Source organism: Halobaculum magnesiiphilum (assembly GCF_019823105.1).
Classification (GTDB): domain Archaea; phylum Halobacteriota; class Halobacteria; order Halobacteriales; family Haloferacaceae; genus Halobaculum; species Halobaculum magnesiiphilum.
In genome coordinates, this window is the sequence record NZ_CP081958.1 from 2,672,652 (window position 1) to 2,697,274 (window position 24,623).

The window sequence follows — 24,623 nt, forward strand, 5'->3', positions numbered from 1 at the left end:
TGTCGCGAGGACGCCGCCACCGGGCCGTCGTCGCCGCGCCGGCGTCCGATCGGCCCCTCGTCAGCCGATGTAGCGCAGCTCGTCCTCGCTGGGCATCCCGCCGCCGCCGCTGCCCTGCATCTCCTGGATCTTGCCGACGACCTCCTCCATCTCCTCGGCACGCTCCTCCAGGTCCGAGAAGTCGACCTCGATGTCGAGCAGGTTCTGCAGCACTTCGAGCACGGCCTGCGCGCTCTTGGGGTCGACGAGGTAGCCCGAGGTCTCGCCCATGAGACACGCCGCGGAGAGCCCGCGTCGTGTGCCCAGCCCGAGCACCAGCCCGGAGACGCCGACGATGCCGCCGGCGGGCTCGTTCTCGCGGAACTCGACGCCCGCGGCCTCCAGCTCCTCGCGGTCGGTGTCGCCGGTGCGGGCGGCGAGCACGTCGTACTCGTCGTCCTCGATGAGCTCGCCCGTGGGCACCCCGCCGAGGGCGAACGCGCGCCCGCAGCCGAACTCCTCGGCGATGTCGAGGAACGCGGTCGTCAGGGTATAGTGGCCCTCGTTGCTCGCGGCCTGGTGATCGCCGGTCAGAACAACGAGATCCTGGCCGTCGGCGTCGACGTGGTGGAACTGCGCGTGCGTCAGCTCGGCGACGCCGTCGTCGTCGACGGTCACCTGCGGCGGGAAGTCGGTCGTGTACACGCGCCTGACGAGCTCGCCGTCGAACTCCTCGACGAGGTGCTCGGCGACGAGCTTGCCGACGTGGCCGACGCCGGGCAGCCCCTCGATGAAGACGGGGTCGGTGAGATCGGGATCGCTCACGACCTCGATGTCGATGTCGTCCATGCTCGTTGCTGGCGGGCGGGGGAGGTAAAGACGCGTCGGCTCGATCCGTTCGATCCGTCGGGACCGGCACTGTCGATCCCGACTGAGACGTGACGACGACCGCGGAAGCCCCCGTGGCTGTCGGCTCGGGCGACTCGCTGCGCGTGGTTCGAAAGGCGCTTCGCGCCTTTCGTCATCACGAGAGACGCGAAGCGTCTCTCGAACGACTTCGCTCGCGCCTCCGGCGCTCGCTCCAGTGCTTGCGTCGTCGGCCGTCGCCGACAGCCACGGCCCCTTCCAGTCCCACCCGTAGTTCTGACGGGCGTCGTCGCACCCGTTCGCGCGGTGTGCACGCCCGCGGCTGGTCGGGGTCGTTGTCGCCGAAAATCGGCCCTCGCTACTCGTCGTCGCCGTCGCGGTCAGCGTCGCCGTCGCGGTTCCGCACTCGCGCGCGCCGTCGGTACTCCCCGTGGGGGTCCTCGGGATTGAACGGCGCGGGCGCGGAGTTGACGGCGTCGGCGCCGCACTCGGGACAGGCGTCGCCGAGGGTGTAGACGGGCCGCTCGTGGGCCGTCTCCCAGTCGCCGCACACGCGGATGTCGGACTTCACGCGTCGGGAACGGGGTTACTCGTCCTCGGTCTCGCGCTCGCGGTGGAAGCGGCCGGTGCCGCCCTTCGCCTCGATCGCCTCGCGGGCGCGCTCGGCGGACGCCTCCAGCTCGGTCTCGGCGGTCTTGTAGTCGGGCGCGCGCACCTTGATGCGGTACTCGGGGGAGCCGACGTACGACACGTCGAGTTCGATCTCGTCGGGGACCTCGCCGTTGCCCTCGGCGGCCTCCAGCGCGGCGCGCACGTCGTCGACGCCGTCGTGGCCCGGCGACGAGAGGTCGACGTAGCCCGTGACGTTCACGTACGGGACGGAGACGTTCTCGCGGGCGGTCTCGACGATGGCCTCGATCTGGTCGTCGCTGAGGTCGGTGTCCTCCAGCGCCTCCTCGCCGTGGATCGCGGCGGCCTCGAAGCCGTCGTACATCGAGCCGAACTCGGCGTACAGCGCCTCCGCGACGGCGGTGTAGGTGTCGTCGTCGACGTCCTCGCCGAAGGCGATGCCCATCCAGTTGTCGGCCTTCCGCTCGTTCTTCCACTCCTGGATCTTGTCCGAGCGCTGGTGGTCGTTGACGTCCTTGATCGACAGGTCGATCTGCTGGCTCGATTTGTCGACGTCGAGCACCTTCGCGACGACGCGGTCGCCGACGTTCACGTGGTCGCGGATGTTCTTGATCCACCCGGAGGCGACCTCCGAGACGTGACACAGTCCGCGCTTGTCCTCGTACTCGTCGAGGTCGACGAACACGCCGAAGTCCGCGATCTCGTCGATCTCTCCCACGACGAGTTCGCCTTGCTCGGGCCAGCCGGTGAATTTCATACGCGAGTGTTCCCGACCGAGCCTAATACCGTTTGTCAATCGAGGGGCCGATACCTCGCGGTGCGGGCTGTCGGATTGTCGGGTTGTCGCGTTGTTGGACCGCCGTGTGGGACTGAAACGGGCCGGCAGGAGGGTTCGAGGACGGCCTATCAGAGGCTAAGCACAACAGAACTCAGCGCCGATTGCACGACGGGAACCCTCACTCGAACAGACGGGCAGTCGATACTCGATCGAAGAACGACTTCAGCGGCCCTGCTGAATACACAGCGCGAATCGGCGATCGGTTGGTCGCCACCATCGGTCGCGATGAGTAATGGTGACTGTCCCACGTTCTCTCTGAGTGAAGGCTACTCGAGGCTGTACTCGTTTGACCAGTAGGCGATGAGTGGGACACCGAGGAGGGTCGGCCAGAGCCACGCCGACACGCCGATCAGTGGCGTCAGATTGACCGCCGAGACCGCACTGACTGTCGCGATGAACGCGGCGATCATCCGCTGAAGGTGGCTTACCATCCACTCGTCCGTCCCGTCGCTGCGAAACGCTCGGATATCGATCGCGCCGAACACGATCCCGATCGCACCGAACACCGCCATCACGATCCCGAACGACCGCCCGTCGAGATACCAACTGAGGCCCCACACGCCCAGGACGAGACAGGCGAGAACGACCGACCCCGTCGCGATCCAGTCGATCGAGTGTGCCCGGTGGCTCGGTCGCTTCCGGGAGAGCGCCCGATATCCCGAGAACGCGAGGTAGCCGCTGAAGACCGCGACGAGCGTGAGAACGATCCGGAGTGTTGTCGGATCGAACGCCAGCAGGACGAACACGGTCGCAACGACGACGCCCATCGCCAGCAGGAACACCTTCCCGGCCGTGCGATGTCGCGTCCCCCCCTTGGCCGTCACGAGCGCACCGACTCCGGCGAAGACGGCGACCGCTCCCGCGGCGATGTGCAGCCAAAGCGTCCACGCTTCGACTGCCGCCATATCGACACCTGTGGCGGGTATTTAACTAAAGGTGTGGGGCTTTCAGAGTGATCCCGTTCGTTCGGTATGAGCCCTCGATAGATACGCACGCAACTCGTCTCCACTGTGGGGGTTCAACCGAGCCGAAGGCATCGCCACTCCGCACCGACGAGAAACCGCGAACCGCAGAACCCGACGTTACCGCGCTTCGACGGTCTCGACGACCTCGCCGGCGAACTCGGCGTCGCCGCCGGTGGGTCGCGCGAGCGTCGTCCCGCAGACGGCGCAGTTGACCTCGCTCGCGGCCTTGCCGAAGACGACCTGCTCGTTCTCACAGTCCGGGCACGTGACGCGGAAGAAGCTCCCTGCCATGCTTACTCCTGGAAGGTGAGCCGACCCGCGCGCCATCCCTCGCGCATGTGGGCCTTGCCGCAGTCGCCGCAGCGGTACTTGAGGTGGGTCTTCTTCGTGGGCTTGTCCCCGCCGGGCACCTTCGAGAACTTGCCGGCGTTCCCGATGACGGACGTGCCGCGGGCCTGCTGGCGGTCGGTCCACTTCATGCCGGTCTGGCGACCGGTTCGGACCTTCTCGACCTCGTGTTCGTGGTGGGCGTTGCAGTGCGGACAGTACGTGTTCATCCGGCGTGGCATCTCCATAGCGGAATCTCCTCTTGGAACACCGTTCAGTGTCGGCGCTTAAAACCCATACGGTACGGAGTTGCCGCGGGCGGGAGGCCGTCACAGTCGCCGCCGGGGAGATTCGGGATGAAACCGCGGAAGAACTGCGAGGGTGAACTGCGAGAGAACCTGCGGAAGAACAGCGAACGGGAGCTGCGGCGAGGTGGGGCCCCGAACGGCGTCGGTCGTCAGTACTTCGGATCCGCGCCGGAAACCGCGTACAGGTCGTCCATGAGCGAGTCGCGCTGCTCCTGCCAGCCCTCGAACCCGCCCGGTCGCTCCGGGTAGCGGTCGTAGTGGTCCTTCAGGTCGCCGGCGATGCCGCGGACCTTGTACAGCTCCCGCAGCGTGTCCCAGTGGCCGTACGTGTCGAACACCGTCTTCAGCTTCAGGCGCAGGCTCATCGAGGTCTCGCCCTTGGTCATCGCATTCAACAGCTGTTGGGCCGGGAGCGTGGTGATGATGTCGGTGAGCTCGTCCACCTCGTGGGCGGTCCCCCAGATGTTGTACACGTCCATCGCGGCGAAGCGCTTCCCGAAGTCGGTCATCACGTCGTGGTTGTACCGCCAGAGGCGCTCCTCGGTCGCGTCGCCCTCGACGACGGCGTCGATCGCGCGCTTGACCGCCCAGTGGGCCGACTTCGCGGCGCCCGGAATGCCGCCGCCGGTGGTGGGGTTGACGTGGCCGGCGGCGTCGCCGACGGCGACGAAGCCGTCCGCGACCGCCGAGTCGTACGGGCGCCGGGTGGGGAGCGCGGCGCCGAGCTTGTCCTTCACTTCCGCGCCCTCGAACTCAGGACGGCGGCTCATGTCGCGTTTGAGCACCTCCACGAGCTTCATCGGCGGCTCGGTCATCTGGAAGCCGAGGCCGGCGTTGATCTCGGTGCCCGTGCGCGGGAAGTACCAGAGGTAGCCCAGCTCCTCGGTGGGCTTGAACACGATGGCGTCCTCGTAGTCGACCGGTTCGGGCACCTCGACGACCTCGCGGTAGGCCGAACAGAACTGCGAGTACGAGACGTTCGTGTCGAAGCTCGCGTCGCCGAACTCGCCCTTGTCCTGGAGGATCGACAGCGCGCCGGCGGCGTCGACGGTGAGCTCCGCCTCGTAGGTGAGGGGGTCGCCGTTTCGCTTCGCGCGCACGCCCGTCACCTTCCCGTCGTCCGCCTGCACCACGTCCTGAACGACGGTGTCGTAGTGGATGTCGGCGCCGGCGCGCTCGGTCTCCTCGAGGATCACCTCGCCGTAGCGCTTTCGGTCGACCACCGCCCCGGCCTGGCCGAACGGCACGTCGAGCTCCTCGCCGGTCTTGGGGTTCTCGAACACCGCGCGGCGGATGTTCTGGTTGGTGAACGACTCCTCCCGGAGGTAGTCGAGGTCGATCACGTCCGGGAACGTCGACTTCCCCTTGATCGCGTCGCCGCAGGCGATGTGGCCCGCCTCCTCCTCCGGCTTTCGCTCGAGGACGACGACGTCGAGCCCCTCGCTGGCGGCCGTCGAGGCGGCGAAGGCTCCCGCCGTGCCCGCGCCGACGACGACGATATCGTACGAGTCCGATGCCGCAGACATAGCCTCCCCTTCCGAATCGGCCCCCAAAAAAGGCGCGTATCCGCCGCGGCCCGAACGGGTTCGGGTCCGGATCGACCCGTCCCGTGTTCGGGTCCCCGGCCTCAGATCGCGCCCGTCTCCCCCTCGCGGTCGCCGTCGCCGTCGGGCTCCTGCGGGAACCACGACTCCGCGACCGCGAACGTCAGCGTCGAGAGGACGCCGATCAGCGTCCCGGCGGTGAGCGCCAGCGCGAGCCGCGCGAGCGACAGCGGCGCCGTCCCCGCGTCCGGCACGTCGGGGAGGAAGTACCCCGACAGCCCGTACAACACGATCGCGATCGCGGCGACGTAGAACGGGGCGTTGAGGTACCGCCAGCGGAACCGCTCGGCGAGGTACTCGTCGGTCACCTGCCCGAGCGAGGACGTGACGCCCGCGGCCGCGGCCCACTGCACGGACGCGTGAACGAACACCGCCAGCCGCTGGGCGATCGGGATCTCGCCCGTCTCGGCGGCCTCGGCGACCGCCAGCGCGTCGAGCCCCTGGACCCCGCCGATGACCAGCAGCGCCAGGGCGACGAGGTAGGTGACGATCGTGACGCGCCCGGCGTACAGCCCCGTGCGTGCGCGCTCGGCGATCCCGTCGACGGTCTCCTCCAGCCCGAGGCCGCGCCACAGCGAGTACAGCCCCAGGAGCGTGGATATCGAGCCGAACACGACGGCGCCGGGCAGCTCCAGCATCCCGGCGATCACCGAGAAGGGGTACACGAGCAGGAGGACGCCCAGCGGGATGAGGATCGTCCCGCGGGTCTCCGGGTCCGACAGCACCTGCTTCATCGTGTAGTAGATCGATTCGAGGTCCTGCGCCTGCCGGACGACGACGCGGCGGACGCCGTCCAGCGGGACCCGCGAGCGGATCACCGGGAGCACCGACTCGTCCTGTGCGCCGTCGGTGATGACGATCGCACGGACCTCCTCGCCGGTCGACAGCGCCGCGAGGACGGTGTCGATCTCCTCACCGACCGCGCGGTTCGCCTTCACGTCGCCCTCGTTGACGCCGGTGACGGCCGCGACGGCGACCTCCTCGTCGACGGTCGGGTCTGCCCGGAGGTCCTCGTAGGCGTTGATCGCCTGAAAGAGGACGTTCACGTCGGAGTCCTCCGGGTCGGCCGTCGCGAGCTGCACCGCCGCGTCCTCTACCTCGTCCCGGCCGATGACCGGCGTGCGGACGCCGGTCTTGCGGCCGAGGTCGTCGTCGAGGTCGACGGGGAGGACGAGGATCATTGCCGTGCGGCGGATTGACTCTCCGGGTATATCTGCCTTCGGGCGATCGTCGGGATCCGTTGACTGGACGGTGGTCGGGTTGACCGTGGCGGCGACCGTCACAACCAATCCGACGGTGGCCTCGAAAGCCCCTGCCGGCCTCGTGGGCTGCGGCTCGCTGCGCTCCTCGGTTCGCTCCTTCCAGTCGCTCACCAGCGGTGCTTGCGTCGCCTCGCCTCACGAGACCGGCAGCCCCTTTCAGTCCCACCCGACCGCACCGCACCACGGCCTCCCCAGCCGACTCGCTCGGCTCACGCTGTTCGCCTCGCTCGCCCCTCGCACGCTTCCGGCGGGCACAGAGGCCCGCCGCCGCGCGCCACCGCCAGGTGCGGTTCGTGCACACCGTGCAGCGGACTACGACGCTCGACCCGTCCGAGCCACGGGCGGGAATGAAAGGGGCCGCGGCTGTCGGCGAACCCCGGTCCCTCAAGCACCGGAGCGCGAGCGAAGCGAGGCCGACCGCAGGGAGGCCTCGAAATGCGAACGGCGAACGGGGTGAGCCGTGAGCGAAGCGAGCGCGAGGAGCGCAGAGTGGACCGGGGCTCGCCGACAGCCGCGGGGGCTTTCGGGGCCTGCTGCTTCGTGTTCCCCCTCTCACAACCGAAGCCCGATGATCGCAGGAACCGACGCAGTCAACACGCCGCCCGCAGAACCAACGCCCAACGATCATGAGAGCGGCGCTCGTCATCCTCGACGGCTGGGGCCTCGGCGACCACGACCGACGCGACGCGGTGAAGGCCGCCGACACCCCGAATTTCGACCGCCTCCGCGAGGCGGGCGCGTTCGGGACGCTCACCGCCCACGGCCGCGACGTGGGGCTCCCGAACGACCAGATGGGTAACTCCGAGGTCGGCCACATGAACATCGGCGCGGGCCGAACCGTCTACCAGGAGTACACCCGGATCAACGACGCGATCGAGGCCGGCGAGTTCGTCGAGGGAACCGCCATCGAACGCGCCTTCGAGTACGCCGACGCGAACGACGGCCGCGTCCACCTCCTCGGGCTCGTCAGCGACGGCGGCGTCCACAGCGACCAGGCGCACCTCCATGCGCTGATCGACGCCGCCGCGGACAGGGGGATCGAGGCGGTCACCCACGCGTTCACGGACGGCCGCGACACCGCCCCGAAGTCCGGCCGCGACTTCCTCGCGGATCTGGAGGCGCACGCCGCCGCCCGCGGCACCGGCGACGCCGCTACCGTCTCGGGACGCTACTACGCGATGGACCGCGACCGCAACTGGGAGCGCACGAAGCGCGCCTACGACGCGATCGTGAACCGCGAGGCCGACCACGGCGCCGCCTCCGCGGTCGACGCCATCGAGGCGAGCTACGGGCGCGGCGACACCGACGAGTTCGTCGAGCCCACGGCGGTCGACGGCGAGCCGGGGATCGAGGACGGCGACGGCGTCGTGTTCTTCAATTTCCGGTCGGACCGCGCGCGCCAGCTCACCCGGATGCTGGCCGGCATCGACCCGGAGCTGTGGGAGGCCGAGGGGATCGAGACGAGCCCGCCGGAGGTGGAACTCGTGACGATGACCGAGTACGACGAGGAGTTCGGGCTGCCGGTCGCGTTCCCGCCGACCCAGCCGGCGGACACCCTCGGGGAGGTGCTCTCGGCGGCCGGCCTCACGCAACTGCGGATGGCCGAGTCCGAGAAGTACGCCCACGTCACCTACTTCCTCAACGGCGGCCGCGAGGTGGAGTTCGACGGCGAGGTGCGGCGGATCATCGAGAGCCCGGACGTGCCCACCTACGACGAGACGCCGGCGATGAGCGCCGAGGAACTCACCGACACCGCGATCGACCTGATCGGAACCGAGGACCCCGACGTGCTCGTGCTCAACTACGCGAACCCGGACATGGTCGGCCACACCGGCGACTTCGACGCCGCCGTCGCCGCCGTCGAGGCGGTCGACCGGGAACTCGGACGGCTCGCGGAGTCGATCCGCGTGGCCGGCGGTCACCTGCTCGTCACCGCCGACCACGGCAACGCCGACGACATGGGGACGCCGGATGACCCGCACACGGCCCACACGTTCGCACTCGTGCCGTTCATCTCGGTCACACCCGACGGCGACGACGGCGGGCAGACCGTCCGCGGCGGCGGGTCGCTGATCGACATCGCGCCGACGCTGCTCGCGCTCGCGGGCGTCGAGAAACCGGCTGCGATGACGGGCGAGTCGCTGCTGGTCGAGGCAGTCGAGGCCGGCAACGAGACGTAAGCCGACTCGGCGTCGCCGACGTGTTCGCGGTCGACTACGCCGACAGCATCCGGTCGGCGGTGACGACGCGGACGCTCGCGGGTCGTTTCACGTACTCGCCCTCCGAATCGGCGACGATCTGGTCGATCCCGCGCTGGGCGGCGACGTCGAGCACCCGCTGGGAGAGTTCCCCGTCGAGCACCAGCGCGACCGGCGACCCGTCGGCGTCGGAGACGGCGTCGAACACGTCGGCCGCGGGCACGTCCTCGAGGACGCCGCAGTCGGCGTCCAGCAGCCGCGCGCGGTTCGTCCCCTCGCCGACGACCGCCGCGACGTGGTCCCGCAGGGACCGGGGTCGATCCGTTTCGCGGGTGGATCCGTCGGCGGACTCGGCGTCCGCGGCGTCGGTGTCCGCGGTCTCTGCGTCGGCAGCCGCTCCACCGCTCGCGTCGGCGTCGGTCTCGCTCGTGTCGTCGCCGTCGAGTTCATCGGCCCGTTCGTCGCCGTCGCGTTCGTCGCCACCGAGGTCGTCGCCGTCGACGAGCTCGTCGGGCACGCTCGGCGCATCGGGCGTCGACACGCCCTCCGGGGACTCGCCCGCGGCGGACGGGGGGGCGTCCGGAGCGGGCGCCGCGCTGCCGTCGGTGGCGACGCCGAGGCCGGACGCGTCGGCGTCCTCGCGGTCGTCCGCGGACGCGTCGAGATCGAGGGAGTCGAACGGCACCTTCTCGCGGAGCGCGGCCATCAGCTCGTGGCGGGAGAGGTCCTCGACCGAGTGGCCCTCCGGGGCGAACGCGACGTAGTCCACGTCGCCTACCTGCGAGAGCTCCCGGAGGATGAGCTCGCCGCCGCGGTCGCCGTCGAGGAACGCGGTGACCGTTCGCTCGGCGGTGAGGTCGGCCACGGCGTCGGGGACGTTCGTGCCCTCGACGGCGACGCCGTTCTTGATGCCGTACTTCAACAGCGTGAGCACGTCCGCGCGCCCCTCGACGACGACGATCGCGTCGGAGTCGTGGACCCGCGGACCGGCGGGGAGCCCCCGGTACTCGTCGATGCGCTCGACGCGGTTGGCCTCGCGCACCTCCGAGAGGATCTCGGTGGAGTCCATCACCGACTCGTCGAACGAGGAGGTGAGCAGCTCCTTGGCTCGCTCGACGACCTCGCGGCGCTTGGCCGTGCGCATGTCCTCGATGTCCGAGACCTCGACGCGCGCCTCGCAGGGGCCGACGCGCGTGATCGCCTCGAGGCTGGCCGCGAGGATGGAGGTCTCGACCTTGTCGAGGCCGGAGGCGATGGTGATCTCCCCGAAGCTCTGGCCGTTCTCGCTGTCTATCTGTACGTCGATACGTCCGATCTTCGACGACTGTTGGAGATCGCGGAGGTCCAGCTCGTCGCCGAGCAGGCCCTCCGTCTGTCCGAACACGGCGCCGACCACGTCGCTCCGCTCGACGACGCCGTCGGCCGTGATCCTGGCGTGAATGAGGTATTTGGCTGAATCGTCCATGTGATGTCCCCTCCATGGGGCTGATGGTGATGTGAGGGCGGCGGGAACCGCCGACGAGTATATAAGTGCCGCGGGGTGGAAATACCTGTCGTCACGCCCGCCCTCCTGCCCGAACGGGGAGTCGCGGTCGCCCCACGCGAGCCGTTCTGGACGAGCGATCACCGACGGACCCCCGGACGAAAGAGCCATACGCGGAGGATTCGTCCCTCCGGCATCGACAGAACCGGCCGATCCGACCGCCGGCCGGCGCCGAACCCATGAACGAACCACACCTCCAGTCGCTGTGCGATCAGGAGACGATGATCGAGCGAGCGCGGGCCGACGACGCGCCGGAGTGGCTCACCCGCCACGTCGAGACGTTCACCGGCGCGCTCACCGGCGAGCGAAACGGGACCCCGTTCCCGTGTCACTTCGGGACCAACGCCGTCGAGCGCGGGGACCTCCTGTACGCCGCGGTGCCGTCGCTCACCGACCCGGACGCGCTGTTCGGGTTCCGGGACGCGCTCTTGGAGTACCTCGACACTTACCAGTCCCACGCCGAACTCGCACCCCTGGTGACGTTCTTCGCGCCGCCGGAGGCCGTCGGGGAGGGCGGGGGGGTCGAAGCCGTTCCGGAGGCCGACTGGCACGAGGCGCTGTGGCACGTGCTCCAGTTCCTCCACGTCAACGACCCCGAGCCGTGGCCCGAGGACGTCCCCACCGATCCCGACGACCCACACTGGGAGTTCTGCTTCGGCGGCACGCCCATGTTTCCGACCTCACGGGCGCCCTTCTACGACGACCGCCGGAGCCGCTACTGCCCGGTCGGGCTGGAGATCACGTTCCAGCCGCGGGACGTGTTCGACGGCCTTACCCACGACACCGAGGCCGGCGCCCGCGCCCGCGAGGTGATTCAGGGCCGCCTCGGCGACTACGACGGCGTCTGTCCGCACGCCGATCTGGGCGACTACGGCGTGGAGGGCGACCGCGAGTGGCGCCAGTACCTCTTCTCGGCCGACGAGTCGCAGTTCCCCGACGAGTGCCCGCTCACGGTGACGCGGGAGGTGACGGCGCTGGACGCCGACCCCGGCGGCGTCGGGGCCGACTGATGGGGGCAGACCTCCCCGCGCTGCTCCTGGTCGACCTCCAGACCGGGTTCGACGACCCGGGATACGGCGAGCGCAACAACCCCGACGCGGAGGCGAACGCCGAACGACTGCTCGACGCCTGGCGCGAGCGCGACGGGGCGGTGTTCCACGTCCGCCACGACTCCACGGAGCCGGACTCGCCCCTGCGCGGCGACGCACCCGGGTTCGCGTTCAAGGAGCCGTTCCGCCCCCGCGAGGGCGAACCCGAACTCGTCAAGCGCGTCAACTCGGCGTTCGTCGGCACCGACCTCGAAGCCCGGCTCCGCGAGGGCGGCCACGAGCGACTGGTCGTCGCGGGGCTCACCACAGACCACTGCGTGTCGACGACGACGCGGATGGCGGAGAACCTCGGCTTCGAGCCCACGGTCGTCACCGACGCGACGGCGACGCACGCGCGGACCGGCCCGGACGGCGAGCGGTTCGACCCCGAGACGGTTCACCGGACGGCGCTGGCGCACCTGCGCGGCGAGTTCGCGTCGATCTCGACGACCGAGGAGCTGCTGGCGTCGCTGGCGGCGGAGTGAGCGTCGTCCCCGACCGGGCCGCTCAGCCGTCGTAGCTGATGAAGCTCGCGGCGTCGTCGGCGAAGGCGACCGCGTCGGGGCCGAAGGAGTCCGCATAGCGGACGACGAGCGCGATGACCGCCTCCGGTCGGGCGACCCGATACCCCTCCTCGGTGTCGAGCAGGCCGGCGTCGGCGAGTTCGCCCGCGTACGTCGAGACGGTCGGCCGCGACACGTCGAGCGCGCGCGCCAGGTCGGCGCCGGAGGCGTCGGGCGTGCGAAGCAGCCCGAGGATCATCCCCCGCGGCGTCTCGCGCCGGAGGTACCCGAGCGCGCGGCGTTCGAACGCGGAGAACCGGCCCGCCGGGAAGTAGCGGCGGTAGTCGCCGTCCTTCTGGGAGATCACCTCGCCCCCGGACTCCAGTCGCTTGAGGTGGTGCTGCGTCTCGCCGGTCGCCAGCGAGAGGTCGTCCCGGAGCTTCGAGAAGTGCGCGCCGGGCGTCGTGGCGAGGTAGCCGCGGATGGCGTCGCGGGCGGCGGAGTCGTCGTCGCCGTCGGCGGCAGCGTGCGTCCGGCCGCCGGCCGCCAGGGGCGTCGCGGCCCCCAGCGCGGCGAAGCGCCGAAGGGTGGCGCGCTTGTCCGCGTCGACCTCGCGTGTCACACCGAACCGTAGCGAGGTGCCGGGCAAAAGGGTGTCGTTGTGGCAGGCGGTGACAAGCCGACTGACGCGCGGTAGCGAGCCTGCAACAACCGGATCAGCGATCGACGGCAACCGAGCCGACCGCGACGGGCACCGGCGTGGCCCCCGGCGACGGTCCGTTCACTCCGTCTCGGTCTCCGGCTCCTCGCCGCCGGCGCCGTCGTCGGCTTCCGCGACCACGTCGTCCGCGGATTCCATCGTGTCCTCCTCGTCGGCCTCGGCGACGACCTCGTCGGCGGACTTGATCGTGCCGCCGATGTCGCCCTCCTTCACCGCGGCGGCCTCCTGTTCGAGCGCCTCGGTGTCCATCTGGGCGGCCTCGTCGATCTCGCCGAGGATGTCCTCGATGTCGTCGAGCCCGAGCATCTCGCGGGTCTCGCTGTCGAAGTCGAGCGAGTCGAGCCCCTCGGAGTCCTGCACGTCCGAGCCGGTCAGCTGCTTGCCGTAGCGGCCGACGAGGCTCGTGAGCTCCTGCGGGAGGACGAAGGTGGTGGAATCGCCCTGGCCGATGCGCTCCAGCGTCTCCATCCCCTTGTCGATGATGGCGCGCTCGCCCATCGACTCGGCGGACTTCGCGCGGAGGACCGTCGAGATGGCGTCACCCTGCGCCTCCAGGATCTGGCTCTGCTTTTCACCCTGGGCGCGGATGATGTTCGACTGCTTCTCGCCCTCGGCGGACTCGACGGCGGAGCGGCGTTCACCCTGCGCCTCGAGGATCATGGCGCGGCGACGGCGCTCGGCGGAGGTCTGCTGCTCCATCGCCTGCTGGACGTCCTTCGAGGGATTGACCTCGCGCACCTCGACGGACTCGACGCGGATCCCCCACTCGTCGGTGGGCTCGTCGAGCTCCTTGCGGATCCGCGCGTTGATCTCCTGGCGCTTGTTCAGCGTGTCGTCGAGCTCCATGTCGCCCAGCACGGCGCGGAGGGTCGTCTGGGCGAGGTTGGAGACGGCGACCTTGTAGTCCTCGACCTCGAGGAACGCCTTCTTCGCGTCCATCACCTTGATGTAGACGACGGCGTCGGCGGTCACCGGCGAGTTGTCGCGGGTGATCGCCTCCTGGCGAGGCACGTCGAGCGTCTGCGTGCGCATGTCGAAGGTGTACGTCCGCGAGACGAACGGCGGGACGATGTTGATACCCGGTTCGAGCAGCTTTCGGTACTCGCCGAACACCGTGAGGGCCTTCTTCTCGTAGGCGTCGACGATGACGATCGCCTGATAGACGGCGACGATCGCGACGATCAGGAACAGCAGTCCGACGATCGCCGGACCGATCCCGACGATCTGCAGTGGGAGGACCATGGCTAGCGCTTCGACCGTCGGGGCTTAAGGGTTCTCCCGCTGTCACGCTCCGAGTGGCCGACGGCGGCTCACTCGCGCTCGGATTCGGTCTCCCGCTCGGCCTCGTCGTTCCCCTCGTCGTCCGCGGCTGGGTTCGGGTCTACCTCCACGTCGTTGGCGTCCGCGCGCTCCGCCTCCCGGCGCCCCTTCGCCAGCTCCCGGTCGATGTCGTCGACGCCGCCCGCCAGCGACTCGACGGTGAGAACGTTGCCGCCGCCGGGGTCGACGACGAGCACCTCGGTTCCCTCGGCGATCTCGCCGTCGACAGAGCGCGCCGAGTAGTACGGATTGAACCCGCCTTCGTCGAGCTTCACCTCGCCCCCGGTGGGCGTGACGGTCTCGGTGACGCGGGCGGTCGACCCCCGAAGCGACCGGGAGTCGGAGGTCTGCGCCTGGCCCTTCCCGCCGTACAGGTCGAACTCGTGGTAGCCGTAGAACGCGAGCGCGCCGAACACGAGCACGAGCAGGCCGAGCACGAACGGCCCGGCCAGCGGCCCGAGCGCGAGCCCGACGAGCCCGGCCGCGAGCAGCGCGACCCCGATGACGACGAAGTGTGCGCCCGGGGCCAACGCCTCGGCGATGGACAGCACGAGCCCGGCCGCGATCAACACGAGCGGCAGGGTCTCCGGGGCGACGAGGCCCGATTGGAGCAACATGGGCGGGTCTTGGGGACGGCGGGGTTAAAGCGTCACCGAGAACACCAACAGGAGCGTCCCGAGGACGCCCGCGACGACGAACAGCGCGTTCTCGGCGTCGATCGACTCCGGCTCGATCGGCGGGTTGCGCGCGGCCTCGCGTGCGGCCTCCGCCTCCGGTCCGACCTCGTCGATGGCGAAGCGCCACTGCTCTCCGTCGTCGCCCGAGTCGCCGTCGGGATCGACTCGGCCGCCGGCGTCGGTGCGGGGATCGTCCGACATGAACCAGGCTAGCCGTCGCGGTGGTAAAGAGGTGTCGGGGACGGCGAGAGCGCGAGCCGCGTACGGTCGTCAGTGGTCGGCGGCGGTCGTCGCCGGTCGGCGACGGCTCACTGCCGTCGCGCGTGCCCGATCACGTCGCCCTCGTAGACGACCCCGCGCTCGGCGTCGACCGTCACGGTCGTGTCGTCGACCACGTCGTCGGCCAGCGGCGCGCCCGACACCATCGGGATGCCGACCTCGCGGGCGACGAGCGCGGGGTAGCCGGTCATCCCCGCGCGGGCGTCGATGATGCCCCCGAGCGCCCCCGTGTCGCCGACGAACTCGGCGTCGAATCCCGCCGGGAGGTACGCGATCGTTCCCTCCGGCACGTCGGTGAGGTCGCCGTCGGGGAGCCGGCGCAGCGGCCCGGAGACGCGCCCGCCGACGACGTGGCGCCCGGTGGCGATCGTCTCGGCCGCGACGTGGAGCTTCAGCGTGTTCGTCGTGTTCGTCCCCTCAAGCTCGGTCATCATGCCCGAGAGGACGACGATCGTGTCGCCCGACTCGGCGGCGCCGGTCTCGAGGGCGGCCGAGACCGCCGAGTCCATCACCTCCTCGATGCTGCTGTGGTAGTCGGCGTACATCGGTCGGACGCCCCACGAGAGCGCGAGCTGACGGCGAACGCGGTCGCTGGGCGTCGTCGCGACGACGGGCACTGCCGGCCGGAACTTCGCCGTCTTGCGGGCGGTGTAGCCGGACTCGGAGGCGGCGACGACCGCGGCCGCGTCGGTGTCGCGAGCGAGGAAGCGCGCCGAGCGCGCCAGCGGCTCCGTCCGCGACTCCGTCTGCGCCAGCGGGACGCGGTCCTCGCGCGTCTCGGCGTACTCGTCGCTCGCCTCGATCCGGCTGACGATCCGGTCCATCGTCTCGACGACGCGAACCGGGTGATCGCCGATCGCCGTCTCGCCCGACAGCATCACCGCGTCGGTGCCGTCGAGTACCGCGTTTGCAACGTCCGAGGCCTCCGCTCGCGTCGGGCGTCGCGAGTGAACCATCGAGTCGAGCATCTCCGTCGCGGTGATGACGGGGGTGCCGGTCTCCATGCACTTGCGTATGATGCGCTTCTGGACCATCGGGACGTCCTCCAGCGGGCACTCGACGCCGAGGTCGCCGCGGGCGACCATCACGCCGTAGGCGGCGTCGACGATCCCGTCGAGGTTCTCGACGGCGTCGGCCCGTTCGATCTTCGCGACGACCGGTATGTCGCTCGCGCCGCGCTCCTCCAAGGCGTCGGCGACGGCGTACACGTCGCCGGCGTCGCCGATGAACGAGGCGGCGACGAAGTCCACGTCGTGGTCGACGACGAGGTCGAGTTCGCGCTCGTCGGCCGCGGTGATCGTCGGGAGATCGAGGTCGACGCCGGGGATGTTGACGCCCTTGCGCGAGCCGAGTTCGCCGCCGGAATCGATCCGGGCGCGCACGCCGTCGTCGGTCACCTCGATCACGGTGGCCTCGATCCGCCCGTCGTCGAGCAGCACTCTGTCGCCGGAGTCGGTTTCGACGAGCGCGTGGGTCACGCCGATCCGCTCGGGGGTCGCCGTGTCGTCATCGACGAACAGCACCTCCGAGCCGGTCGCGACCTCGATCGGCTCGTCGATCTCGGCGGTTCGGACCTCCGGTCCCTGGAGGTCGAGCATCGCCGCGAGCGGTTCCTCGGTCGCGTCGTCGACCGCGCGGATACGGTCGATCACCTCGCCGCGGTGGTCGGTGTCGCCGTGGCTCGCGTTGAGCCGGGCGACGGACATCCCGGCGTCGGCGAGCGCCCGAATCGTCGCTCGGTCGTCGGAGGCGGGACCGAGCGTACAGACGATCTTGGCTCGTCGCATAGTCTTACCCGGAGGTGACGCGCGCCAGTATAAAGGGCTGCGGAGAAAACTCGGGTTCGAGTGAACAGTTGACGAACGTCGATCCCGTTACTGCGTAACCATCCAGGTCGTGCCCGAGGAGTAGCCCCACTTCTCCACGTCGATGTCGACGGCGGCGTCGACGACCGCGGACATGTTCGCGCCGACCTCCTTCGCGGAGAGGCCGAGCTCCTCGGCGATGAGCCGGGACTTGAAGTACGTCTGCTCGGCGGCGTGCTCGCGGAGGTACGCGAGGATCCGGTGTTGCTTGTCGCTGAGGTCGGCGCTCGCCTCGACGGCCGCGGTCTCCTCGGTCCCGATCGACTCGACGGTGCTCGTCGCGCTCATATCTCCGTGAACGAGCTATCGGCTCATAGGGGGTTTGGTACGCGGGGTTAACACGCCGCAGTCGGGCGATCGTCTGATCGTGTCGACCGCGATCGGCGTCCCGAACTCGCCGCGTCGGTACGGTCGCCTAACATGGTCGCGCCCCGCCGGAATGACAGAAGGTTCTTACCCGGTCGACGGCCACCGAGAGGGTAATGAGTAGTCCGGACGGGCGCCCCGATCCCGACCCCGACGGCGTGGACCGCGCCGGCGTCGGCACCGCCGCCGGCGACGCCGCCGCCGACGGGATCCGCGTCAGCGTCGTGCTCCCCGCGTTCAACGAGGCGGCGACCATCGAGGGGACCGTCCGGACGACCGTCGGGACGCTGGAGGGGTTCCTCCCGAACGACGCCTTCGAGGTGATCGTCGCCGAGGACGGCTGCGACGACGACACTCCCGAGATCGCCGACCGGCTCGCCCGCGAGGACGACCGGGTGCGCCACTTCCACAGCGACCGGCGGCTTGGTCGCGGCGGCGCCCTGGAGTTCGCGTTCGAGCGCGCGGCCGGCGACACGCTCGTGTACTTCGACACGGACCTCGCGACGGACATGGGCCACCTGGAGGAGTTGGTGGCGAAGATCGACCGGGAGGGGTACGACGTGGCAACGGGGTCGCGGTGGATCCCCGGCGACGAGGCCGACCGCCCGGCAAAGCGCGGCGTCCCCTCGCGCGGGTTCAACCTCATCGTTCGGACCGTCCTCCGGTCCCGGCTGCGCGACCACCAGTGCGGCTTCAAGGCGCTCTCACGGGAGGCGTTCGAGGAGCTCCACGAGGCCGTCGAGGACGACCACTGGTTCTGGGATACGGAACTCCTCGTGCGCGCCCAGCGCAGGGGGTTCCGGGTCGCGGAGTTCCCCGTCGAATGGGAGCCGCAGGGCGACTCGAAGGTCGACCTCGTTCGCGACGTGTTCGGCATGGGGAGCCAGATCGTTCGGCTGTGGTGGCAGCTGTCCGTGTCGCCGCGGATCACTCGCACCAGGACGGTCGCCGCCGGCGTCGTCCTCACGGTCGCCGCGCTCGCGCTGATGACGGTGTACCTCGACCCCTCGGCGGTGCTGGCGGCGTTCGAGGGCGCCGACCCCGCGCCGGTGGCCGCCGCGACGCTCGTGTACCTCCTCTCGTGGCCGCTGCGGGGGCTGCGGTACCGCGACATCCTCACGGAACTCGGCTACCGCGAGAAGCTCGGGTTCCTCACGGGCGCGGTGTTCATCAGCCAGACCGGCAACCTCGTGTTCCCGGCGCGCGCCGGCGACGCGGTGCGCGCGTACGTCGTGAAGGCGCGCCGCGGGATCCCGTACCCGACGGGCTTCGCCTCGCTGGCGGCCGAGCGCGTGTTCGACCTGCTCACCATCACCGCGATGGCCGGCGCGGTGCTGGCGGGGCTGCTCGTCACCGACGGGACGAGCGCCGTCGCCGCGGCGGTGTCGGCGAACGTCCCGGGCGTCCCGCCGGCCGCCGTCTCGCGGGCGATCCAGGTCGCCGCCGGCATCGGCGTCGTCGCGGTCGCCAGCCTGTTCGTCATCGTCGCGACCGCCCGCAGCGACCGCAACTACGTTCGGGACGTGGTCTCCCGGTTCTCCTCCGATTCGTACGTCGACTACGTCGCCGGCGTGATCGAGGAGTTCACCGCCGGCGTGCAGACGGTGGCGGGAACGCGCGCCTCCTTCGCCCGCGTCGGCGGCGTCTCCGTGGTCGTGTGGACCCTCGACGTGGTGACGGCGCTGCTCGTGCTGGCGGCGTTCCCCGCCGCGGTCGAGTCGATGACGGTCACCCAGCTGGTCGTCGTCGGCTTCTTCGCCGTCTCCGTCGGCAACCTCGCGAAGGTGTTGCCGCTGTCGCCCGGCGGCATCGGGCTGTACGAGGCCGCCTTCACCGCGCTCGTGGTCGGACTCGGCGGCGTGCCCGCGGCCGTCGCGTTCGCGGCGGCGGTGCTGGACCACGCGGTGAAGAACGCCGTCACGGTCGCCGGCGGCGTCGTCTCGATGATCGGGTTCAACGTCTCGCTCACCGACGCCGTCGACGAGACGGCCGAGCTGGACGAGGAGGGCGAACCCGAGGGGAGCGAGTTCCCGAGCGACGACGACTGAGCACTCGACTCTCGGTCCGAGCGTTCGCGACGCCGCTCAGTACAGGTCCGTCACGAACGGGCCGAGCGCGCCCGCGACGGCGGTCCGAAGCGCGTCGGTCCGGTCGACCCGTCCGTCGGTGAGCGCGCCCGCGGCGCCCTGGTTTCTCGCCACGTCCGACTCCCCGAGCACGTCGTCCATCACCGGTCCGAGTTCCTCGCCGTCCCGGACGCGCGCGGCGATGGATCCCGGCAGCGCGAGGCTCGGGCCGGTGCCGACCCCGACGCGCTCGCCGTCGGCGACGGCCGCCCACATCACGAGAAAGAGCCCGTCGCTCCCGGCGTACTCCGCGACGCCGCCCTCGATCCCGACGCCGAGATCGTACGCCCCGGCGTCCGCATCGAGCACCGCGTTCGCTCGGTTCACCGCCCCCGTTCGGGTTTCGTCGTGCCCGAACGGCTGCTCGGAGACGCCCGAGGGGACGGGACACGCCTCGACGACCGTGCCGTCGCCGAGGCCGTCCGCGTCGCCGGCGAGGCCGTCTCCGTTCCCGCCCGAGCCGCCCGCGCCCGCTACCGCCCGTTCTGTCGCCTCGCGTTTCACCGGATTGCCGGAGCCGACGCCGATCCGCATACCCGCGGGTTCGCGTCGCGGTACGTGTGTCTTGCCTTCCGCCGCGACGGCGTACGTCGGCGAGGGTTGATGTACGATGCCGAGGCCAGTCCCGGCGATGGCCGGACAGTCCACCGCCGCCGAGCACGTCCGCGAGACGCTTCGGGCCCTTGCGGTCGGTCCGCCAGAGCACACTGGGGGCGCCCGCGGCGACGGCGCCGCGCGGGAGGCGACCGCCGAACAGCGCGACCTCGTCAACGAGGCCGAGCGGGCGCTGGCGAGCGTCGAGGCCGCAGCGGCGTTCGCGGACGACGACGGGTTCCGCCGGACTGCGGGGGTCGCGGAGACGACAGTCGACCCGGCGCTGGCTCGCCGGGCCCGTGCGGTCACCGAGACGATCGAACGCTACCGGGCGGCGTACCGGGACGCGGCTCCCGGTGGTGTGACGACTTCCGCAGGCGTCGCGGACCACTTTCACTCCGGTCGCGATAGGCATATCCCGACGGCGGAACAACCCGCCGACAACTGATGACGCGGGTTATCCACACCGGCGACACCCACATCGGGTACCGCCAGTACCACTCGCCCGAGCGGCGAGCGGACTTCCTCGACGCCTTCGAGCGGGTCGTCGCCGACGCGGTCGACGACGACGCGGAGCAAAGCTCCGCGAGCAGCCGGACGCAGTCCGGCGACGACGTGGACGCGGTGGTCCACGCCGGCGACCTGTTCCACGACCGCCGGCCCGACCTCCCCGACCTGCTCGGCGTGCTCTCGGCCCTCCGGACGCTGGACGACGCCGACATCCCGTTCCTCGCGGTCGTCGGCAACCACGAGTCCACGCGCGGCGGACAGTGGCTCGACCTGTTCGAGTCGATGGGGCTGGCGACCCGGCTGGACGACGAGCCCACCGTGATCGGCGACACGGCGTTCTACGGGCTCGATCACGTCCCGGAGAGCAGGCGCGACGAGCTCGACTACGAGTTCGCGCCCCACGACGCCGACGCCGCCGCTCTGGTGAGCCACGGCCTGTTCGAGCCGTTCGCGTACGCCGACTGGGACACCGAGGAGCTGCTGGAGCGGTCGACCGTCGACTTCGACGCGGTGTTGCTCGGCGACAACCACACGCCCGACACCGCGCAGGTGTCGGGCACGTGGGTGACCTACTGCGGGTCGACCGAGCGCGCGTCCGCCAGCGAGCGCGACCCCCGCGGCTACAACCTCGTCCGCCTCGGCGCCGACGCCGAGGCCGGCGACGACGCGGTCGACATCCGCCGCCGGGCGCTGGAGACGCGCCCGTTCGTCTTCGTCGACGTGGAACTCGCAGACGGCGAAGGCCTCGACCGCGTTCGTGACCGTGTCCGCGAGCGCGATGTCGAGGACGCGGTCGTCATCGTCCGGGTCACCGGCGACGGCGAGCCGATCGCGCCCGCGGCCGTCGAGGAGTTCGCCGCCGAGCGCGGCGCGCTCATCGCCCGCGTCACCGACCGCCGCGAAGTGGAGGCGGAGACGGAGCTGTCTGTGAGTTTCGCCGACCCCGACGAGGCGGTTCGCGAGCGCATCGGTGAACTCGACCTGTCGGAGGCCGCCCGCGAGGTCGACGACGTGGTCCGCGGCGATCTCCCCGACTCGAACGTTCGCGAGGAGGCGAAACGGCGGATCGAGAACCGACTGGACGGCGGCGACGCGGCGGACGGTGCCGACGACGGGGCGGCCGCGGACGAGGCAGGCGGCGACGACGGTGCCCAACCGGACGACGCGGCGGCCACAGACGATGAGGCGGCGGCGGACGATGGTACGGTCGCTGACGACGCGACCGGCGGGGACGGCGATGCCGCGGAGGAGGGACCCCCGCCGGCCGACGCCGAGGGCGACGACGGGCAGCTCACCCTGGGTGATTCTCAGTGAGGTTCGACCGCCTGCGGCTGCGGAACTTCAAGCCGTACGCCGACACCGACCTCCGCCTCTCGGACGGCGTGACGGTCATCCACGGGCTCAACGGCAGCGGGAAGTCCTCGCTGCTCGAGGCGTGCTTCTTCGCGCTGTACGGCTCGAAGGCGCTCGACGGCACCTTGGAGGACGTGGTGACCAACGGCGCAGAGGAGTGCGAGGTCGAGCTGTGGTTCACTCACGACGGCCGGTCGTACCACGTGCGCCGGGAGCTGAAGCGCTACGGCGAGCAGATCCAGACGACCACCTGCACGCTCGAATCAGACGACGAGACGGTCCACCGCGACGGCGCGACCGACGTTCGGTCGTTCGTGGCCGACCTGCTGCGCATGGACGCGGAGGCGTTCGTCAACTGCGCGTACGTCCGGCAGGGCGAGGTGAACAAGCTCATCAACGCCACGCCGACCGAGCGCCAGGACATGATCGACGACCTCCTCCAGCTGGGCACGCTGGAGGAGTACCGCGAGCGCGCCGGCGACGCGCGCCTCGGCGTCGAGGACGTCCGCTCGACGACGCGGGGCGCGCTCGAGAGCGTCGAGGAGCAGGTGGCCGAGAAGGAGGACCGCGACCTGCACGGACGGCTCAACTCGCTGGAGTCGACGCTCGCGGACGTGGACGAGAAGATCGAGAACTACGAGCAGCAGCGCGAGAAGGCGGCGTCCACGCGCGAGCAGGCCCGCGAGGTCCTCGACGAGTACGAGGAGCGTCGCGAGGAGCTGTCGGAGCTGGAGTCGGACATCGAGGACCTGGAGGCGACGATCCGCGAGGACGAGGCCGAGCGCGAACGGCTCGGCGACCGGGTCGCCGACCTCCGTGACCGCGTCGAGGACGCCGAGGCGACCCTGACGGAGCGGCTCTCGGCCGTCGACGTCGACGACGCGGACCCGGAGACGCTCGACGCGCGCCGCGAGGAACTCGACGACCGCGAGGACGAGTTGCGGGAAAAGCTTCGGGAGACGCGCTCGCGGGTGAACGCCCTCACGAACCAGTCGACGAACCTCGCGGAGAAGGCCGAGGAGGCGGCCGAGCGCGCCGACGAGAAGCGCGCCCGGGCGACGGAGCTCGACGAGGAGGCCGAGGCCGCGGCGGAGACGCTCGCCGAGCGCGAGGAGTCGCTGGCGGAGCTGGAGACCGAGCGCGAGCAGCTCCGGGCGAAGTTCGATAACGTGCCCGTCTCGGTTGGCGGGGCGTCCGCCCACCGCGAGTCGATCCGCGATGACCTCGAGGCGGTCCGCGCGGAGATCCGCGAGACGAGCAACGAGGTGAGCGCCGCACGGTCGAGCGTCGAGGAGGCCGAGCGGCTGTTGGAGGAGGGGAAGTGTCCCGAGTGCGGTCAGCCGGTCGACGGCTCGCCGCACGTCGACGGCCTCGACGACGAGCGCGAGCGCGTCGCCGAGCTGGAGGCGGAACTCGACGACCTGACCGAGCGCGAGACGGAGCTGGAGGAGGCGCTCGACCGGGCCGAGGAGCTCGTCGAGGCGGAGAACCGGCTCGGGCAGATCGCGGACACACACGAGCTGATCGAGGACGGCATCGCAGAGAAGGAGGCGGAGATCGAGCAGGCGGGGGAGCGCGCCGCCGAGCTGCGCGAGGACGCCGACGATCTGGAGTCGCAGGCCGAGGAGAAGCGCGAGGTCAGCGAACGGAAGGCCGAGGAGGCCGAGGAAGCGCGAGCGGACGTGGAATCGTTGGAAACGGACCTCGAGGCGGTCGAGACCGCCCGCGACCGGATCGACGCCGTCGAGGCGGCGCGCGAGGAGGTCGCCGACGCCGAGTCCGAGATCGAGCGGTTAACCGAGAAGCGCGCGGACATCGCCGACCGCAACGACGAGCGCCGGGAGTTCCTCGCGACGAAGCGTGACCGGCGCGACGACCTCCGCGACGCGTTCGACGACGAGCGGGTGGCGTCCGCCAGGGAGCGCCTCGAGAACGCCGAGGAGTACATCGAGAAGGTCGACGACGCCCTTTCGGACCTGCGCGAGCGACGCGACGACCTCACGAGCCGGATCGGCGCCGTCGAGAACGAACTCGACGAGCTGGAGGCGCTGCGCGAGCGACGCGACGAGCTGGCCGAGCGGGTCGCCGAGTTGGACGCGCTCCACGAGGAGACCGAGGAGCTGGAGACGATGTACGGCGACCTCCGGGCGGAGCTTCGCAGGTCGAACGTCGAGAGCCTCGAACGGATGCTCAACGAGACGTTCGAGCTGGTGTACGGCAACGACGCCTACTCGCATATCGAGCTCGACGGCGAGTACGAGCTCACCGTCTACCAGAAGGACGGCGAGCCGCTGGACCCCGAGCAGCTCTCGGGCGGCGAGCGCGCGCTGTTCAACCTCTCCTTGCGCTGTGCCATCTACCGGTTGCTCGCCGAGGGGATCGAGGGCGCGGCGCCGACGCCGCCGCTCATCCTCGACGAGCCGACGGTGTTCCTCGACTCGGGGCACGTCTCGCGGCTGGCGGACCTGATCGACGAGATGCGCGGCTTCGGCGTCAGGCAGATCCTGATCGTCAGCCACGACGACGAGCTCGTCGGCGCCGCCGACGAGCTCGTGCGCGTCGAGAAGAACCCCACGTCGAACCGGTCGACGGTCGAACGGATGGCCGATCCGTCGCTGTCGGCGGTCGAGCTTCCGACGGGCGAGGCCGAGCACGCCGACGACTGAGAGGCCGGATCGCCGGAGTCGGGAACCGGCGCCG

General features: G+C 70.5%; 23 protein-coding genes. 7 read left to right on the plus strand and 16 right to left on the minus strand.

Going from position 1 to position 24,623, the window contains the following annotated elements:
- Positions 1–60: 60 nt before the first annotated feature.
- The 8 genes from K6T50_RS13670 to K6T50_RS13705 all read right to left on the minus strand — a co-directional run bounded on the left by K6T50_RS13670 (position 61) and on the right by K6T50_RS13705 (position 6,699).
- Positions 61–828 carry a proteasome assembly chaperone family protein gene (locus K6T50_RS13670; RefSeq protein WP_222607122.1) on the minus strand — a complete coding sequence of 256 codons (768 nt, stop codon included), beginning with the start codon at positions 826–828 and terminating at the stop codon, positions 61–63.
- Between the two features lie 376 nt (positions 829–1,204).
- Positions 1,205–1,417, minus strand: coding sequence for an RNA-protein complex protein Nop10 (locus K6T50_RS13675; protein WP_222607123.1), 213 nt, complete (start codon positions 1,415–1,417; stop codon positions 1,205–1,207).
- Between the two features lie 15 nt (positions 1,418–1,432).
- Positions 1,433–2,233, minus strand: coding sequence for a translation initiation factor IF-2 subunit alpha (locus tag K6T50_RS13680; RefSeq protein ID WP_222607124.1), 801 nt, complete (start codon positions 2,231–2,233; stop codon positions 1,433–1,435).
- Positions 2,234–2,580: 347 nt separating this feature from the next.
- Complete coding sequence (locus K6T50_RS13685; protein WP_222607125.1) at positions 2,581–3,219, minus strand: hypothetical protein; 639 nt, start codon at positions 3,217–3,219, stop codon at positions 2,581–2,583.
- Positions 3,220–3,396: 177 nt separating this feature from the next.
- On the minus strand, positions 3,397–3,570 hold the full coding sequence (locus tag K6T50_RS13690) for a 30S ribosomal protein S27e (RefSeq protein ID WP_222607126.1): 174 nt from the start codon (positions 3,568–3,570) through the stop codon (positions 3,397–3,399).
- A 2-nt stretch (positions 3,571–3,572) separates the two neighbouring features.
- Complete coding sequence (locus K6T50_RS13695; protein ID WP_073306840.1) at positions 3,573–3,854, minus strand: 50S ribosomal protein L44e; 282 nt, start codon at positions 3,852–3,854, stop codon at positions 3,573–3,575.
- Between the two features lie 209 nt (positions 3,855–4,063).
- The gene (locus K6T50_RS13700; protein WP_222607127.1) at positions 4,064–5,440 is read right to left on the minus strand and encodes a geranylgeranyl reductase family protein; all 1,377 of its coding nucleotides are present in this window, start codon (positions 5,438–5,440) and stop codon (positions 4,064–4,066) included.
- Positions 5,441–5,541: 101 nt separating this feature from the next.
- Entirely contained in the window at positions 5,542–6,699 is a 1,158-nt protein-coding gene (locus tag K6T50_RS13705; protein ID WP_222607128.1) for a DUF373 family protein, read from the minus strand.
- Between the two features lie 707 nt (positions 6,700–7,406).
- On the opposite strand from K6T50_RS13705, the gene gpmI reads away from it, so the two are divergent.
- Positions 7,407–8,960: a 2,3-bisphosphoglycerate-independent phosphoglycerate mutase gene (gene gpmI, locus K6T50_RS13710; protein WP_222607129.1), complete on the plus strand. Its 1,554-nt coding sequence runs from the start codon at positions 7,407–7,409 to the stop codon at positions 8,958–8,960.
- 34 nt (positions 8,961–8,994) lie between these two features.
- Here gpmI and dnaG read toward each other — a convergent pair whose 3' ends face one another.
- The gene (gene dnaG, locus K6T50_RS13715) at positions 8,995–10,443 is read right to left on the minus strand and encodes a DNA primase DnaG (protein ID WP_222607130.1); all 1,449 of its coding nucleotides are present in this window, start codon (positions 10,441–10,443) and stop codon (positions 8,995–8,997) included.
- A gap of 257 nt (positions 10,444–10,700) precedes the next feature.
- Here dnaG and K6T50_RS13720 point away from each other — a divergent pair, with 257 nt between their 5' ends.
- Together K6T50_RS13720 and K6T50_RS13725 are read left to right on the plus strand one after the other, a co-directional pair.
- Complete coding sequence (locus tag K6T50_RS13720; RefSeq protein ID WP_222607131.1) at positions 10,701–11,531, plus strand: YqcI/YcgG family protein; 831 nt, start codon at positions 10,701–10,703, stop codon at positions 11,529–11,531.
- Entirely contained in the window at positions 11,531–12,094 is a 564-nt protein-coding gene (locus tag K6T50_RS13725) for a cysteine hydrolase family protein (protein WP_222607132.1), read from the plus strand. The genes K6T50_RS13720 and K6T50_RS13725 overlap by 1 nt, the downstream gene beginning before the upstream one ends.
- A 22-nt stretch (positions 12,095–12,116) precedes the next feature.
- Here the strand turns inward: K6T50_RS13725 and K6T50_RS13730 are convergent, their stop codons facing one another.
- The 6 genes from K6T50_RS13730 to K6T50_RS13755 form a co-directional block, all read right to left on the minus strand.
- Positions 12,117–12,734 carry a winged helix-turn-helix transcriptional regulator gene (locus K6T50_RS13730; RefSeq protein WP_222607133.1) on the minus strand — a complete coding sequence of 206 codons (618 nt, stop codon included), beginning with the start codon at positions 12,732–12,734 and terminating at the stop codon, positions 12,117–12,119.
- Positions 12,735–12,893: 159 nt separating this feature from the next.
- Complete coding sequence (locus K6T50_RS13735; protein WP_222607134.1) at positions 12,894–14,075, minus strand: SPFH domain-containing protein; 1,182 nt, start codon at positions 14,073–14,075, stop codon at positions 12,894–12,896.
- Between the two features lie 68 nt (positions 14,076–14,143).
- Positions 14,144–14,770 carry an NfeD family protein gene (locus K6T50_RS13740; RefSeq protein WP_222607135.1) on the minus strand — a complete coding sequence of 209 codons (627 nt, stop codon included), beginning with the start codon at positions 14,768–14,770 and terminating at the stop codon, positions 14,144–14,146.
- A 24-nt stretch (positions 14,771–14,794) separates the two neighbouring features.
- Entirely contained in the window at positions 14,795–15,031 is a 237-nt protein-coding gene (locus K6T50_RS13745) for a DUF7312 domain-containing protein (protein WP_222607136.1), read from the minus strand.
- Positions 15,032–15,138: 107 nt separating this feature from the next.
- Complete coding sequence (pyk, locus tag K6T50_RS13750; RefSeq protein ID WP_222607137.1) at positions 15,139–16,896, minus strand: pyruvate kinase; 1,758 nt, start codon at positions 16,894–16,896, stop codon at positions 15,139–15,141.
- Between the two features lie 87 nt (positions 16,897–16,983).
- On the minus strand, positions 16,984–17,262 hold the full coding sequence (locus K6T50_RS13755) for a DUF7123 family protein (RefSeq protein ID WP_222607138.1): 279 nt from the start codon (positions 17,260–17,262) through the stop codon (positions 16,984–16,986).
- 194 nt (positions 17,263–17,456) lie between these two features.
- Here K6T50_RS13755 and K6T50_RS13760 point away from each other — a divergent pair, with 194 nt between their 5' ends.
- Positions 17,457–19,388: a flippase-like domain-containing protein gene (locus K6T50_RS13760; protein WP_222607139.1), complete on the plus strand. Its 1,932-nt coding sequence runs from the start codon at positions 17,457–17,459 to the stop codon at positions 19,386–19,388.
- Positions 19,389–19,424: 36 nt separating this feature from the next.
- Here K6T50_RS13760 and K6T50_RS13765 read toward each other — a convergent pair whose 3' ends face one another.
- Positions 19,425–20,000, minus strand: coding sequence for a DUF84 family protein (locus K6T50_RS13765; protein WP_222607140.1), 576 nt, complete (start codon positions 19,998–20,000; stop codon positions 19,425–19,427).
- A 97-nt stretch (positions 20,001–20,097) separates the two neighbouring features.
- Here K6T50_RS13765 and K6T50_RS13770 point away from each other — a divergent pair, with 97 nt between their 5' ends.
- From K6T50_RS13770 to rad50, 3 genes are read left to right on the plus strand one after another with little or no spacing between them, the layout of a single operon-like run.
- Complete coding sequence (locus K6T50_RS13770) at positions 20,098–20,508, plus strand: DUF7966 family protein (protein ID WP_222607141.1); 411 nt, start codon at positions 20,098–20,100, stop codon at positions 20,506–20,508.
- Complete coding sequence (gene mre11, locus K6T50_RS13775; protein WP_222607142.1) at positions 20,508–21,884, plus strand: DNA double-strand break repair protein Mre11; 1,377 nt, start codon at positions 20,508–20,510, stop codon at positions 21,882–21,884. Before K6T50_RS13770 ends, mre11 begins: the two co-directional genes overlap by 1 nt.
- On the plus strand, positions 21,881–24,589 hold the full coding sequence (gene rad50 / locus K6T50_RS13780) for a DNA double-strand break repair ATPase Rad50 (RefSeq protein ID WP_222607143.1): 2,709 nt from the start codon (positions 21,881–21,883) through the stop codon (positions 24,587–24,589). Before mre11 ends, rad50 begins: the two co-directional genes overlap by 4 nt.
- Positions 24,590–24,623: the final 34 nt, after the last annotated feature.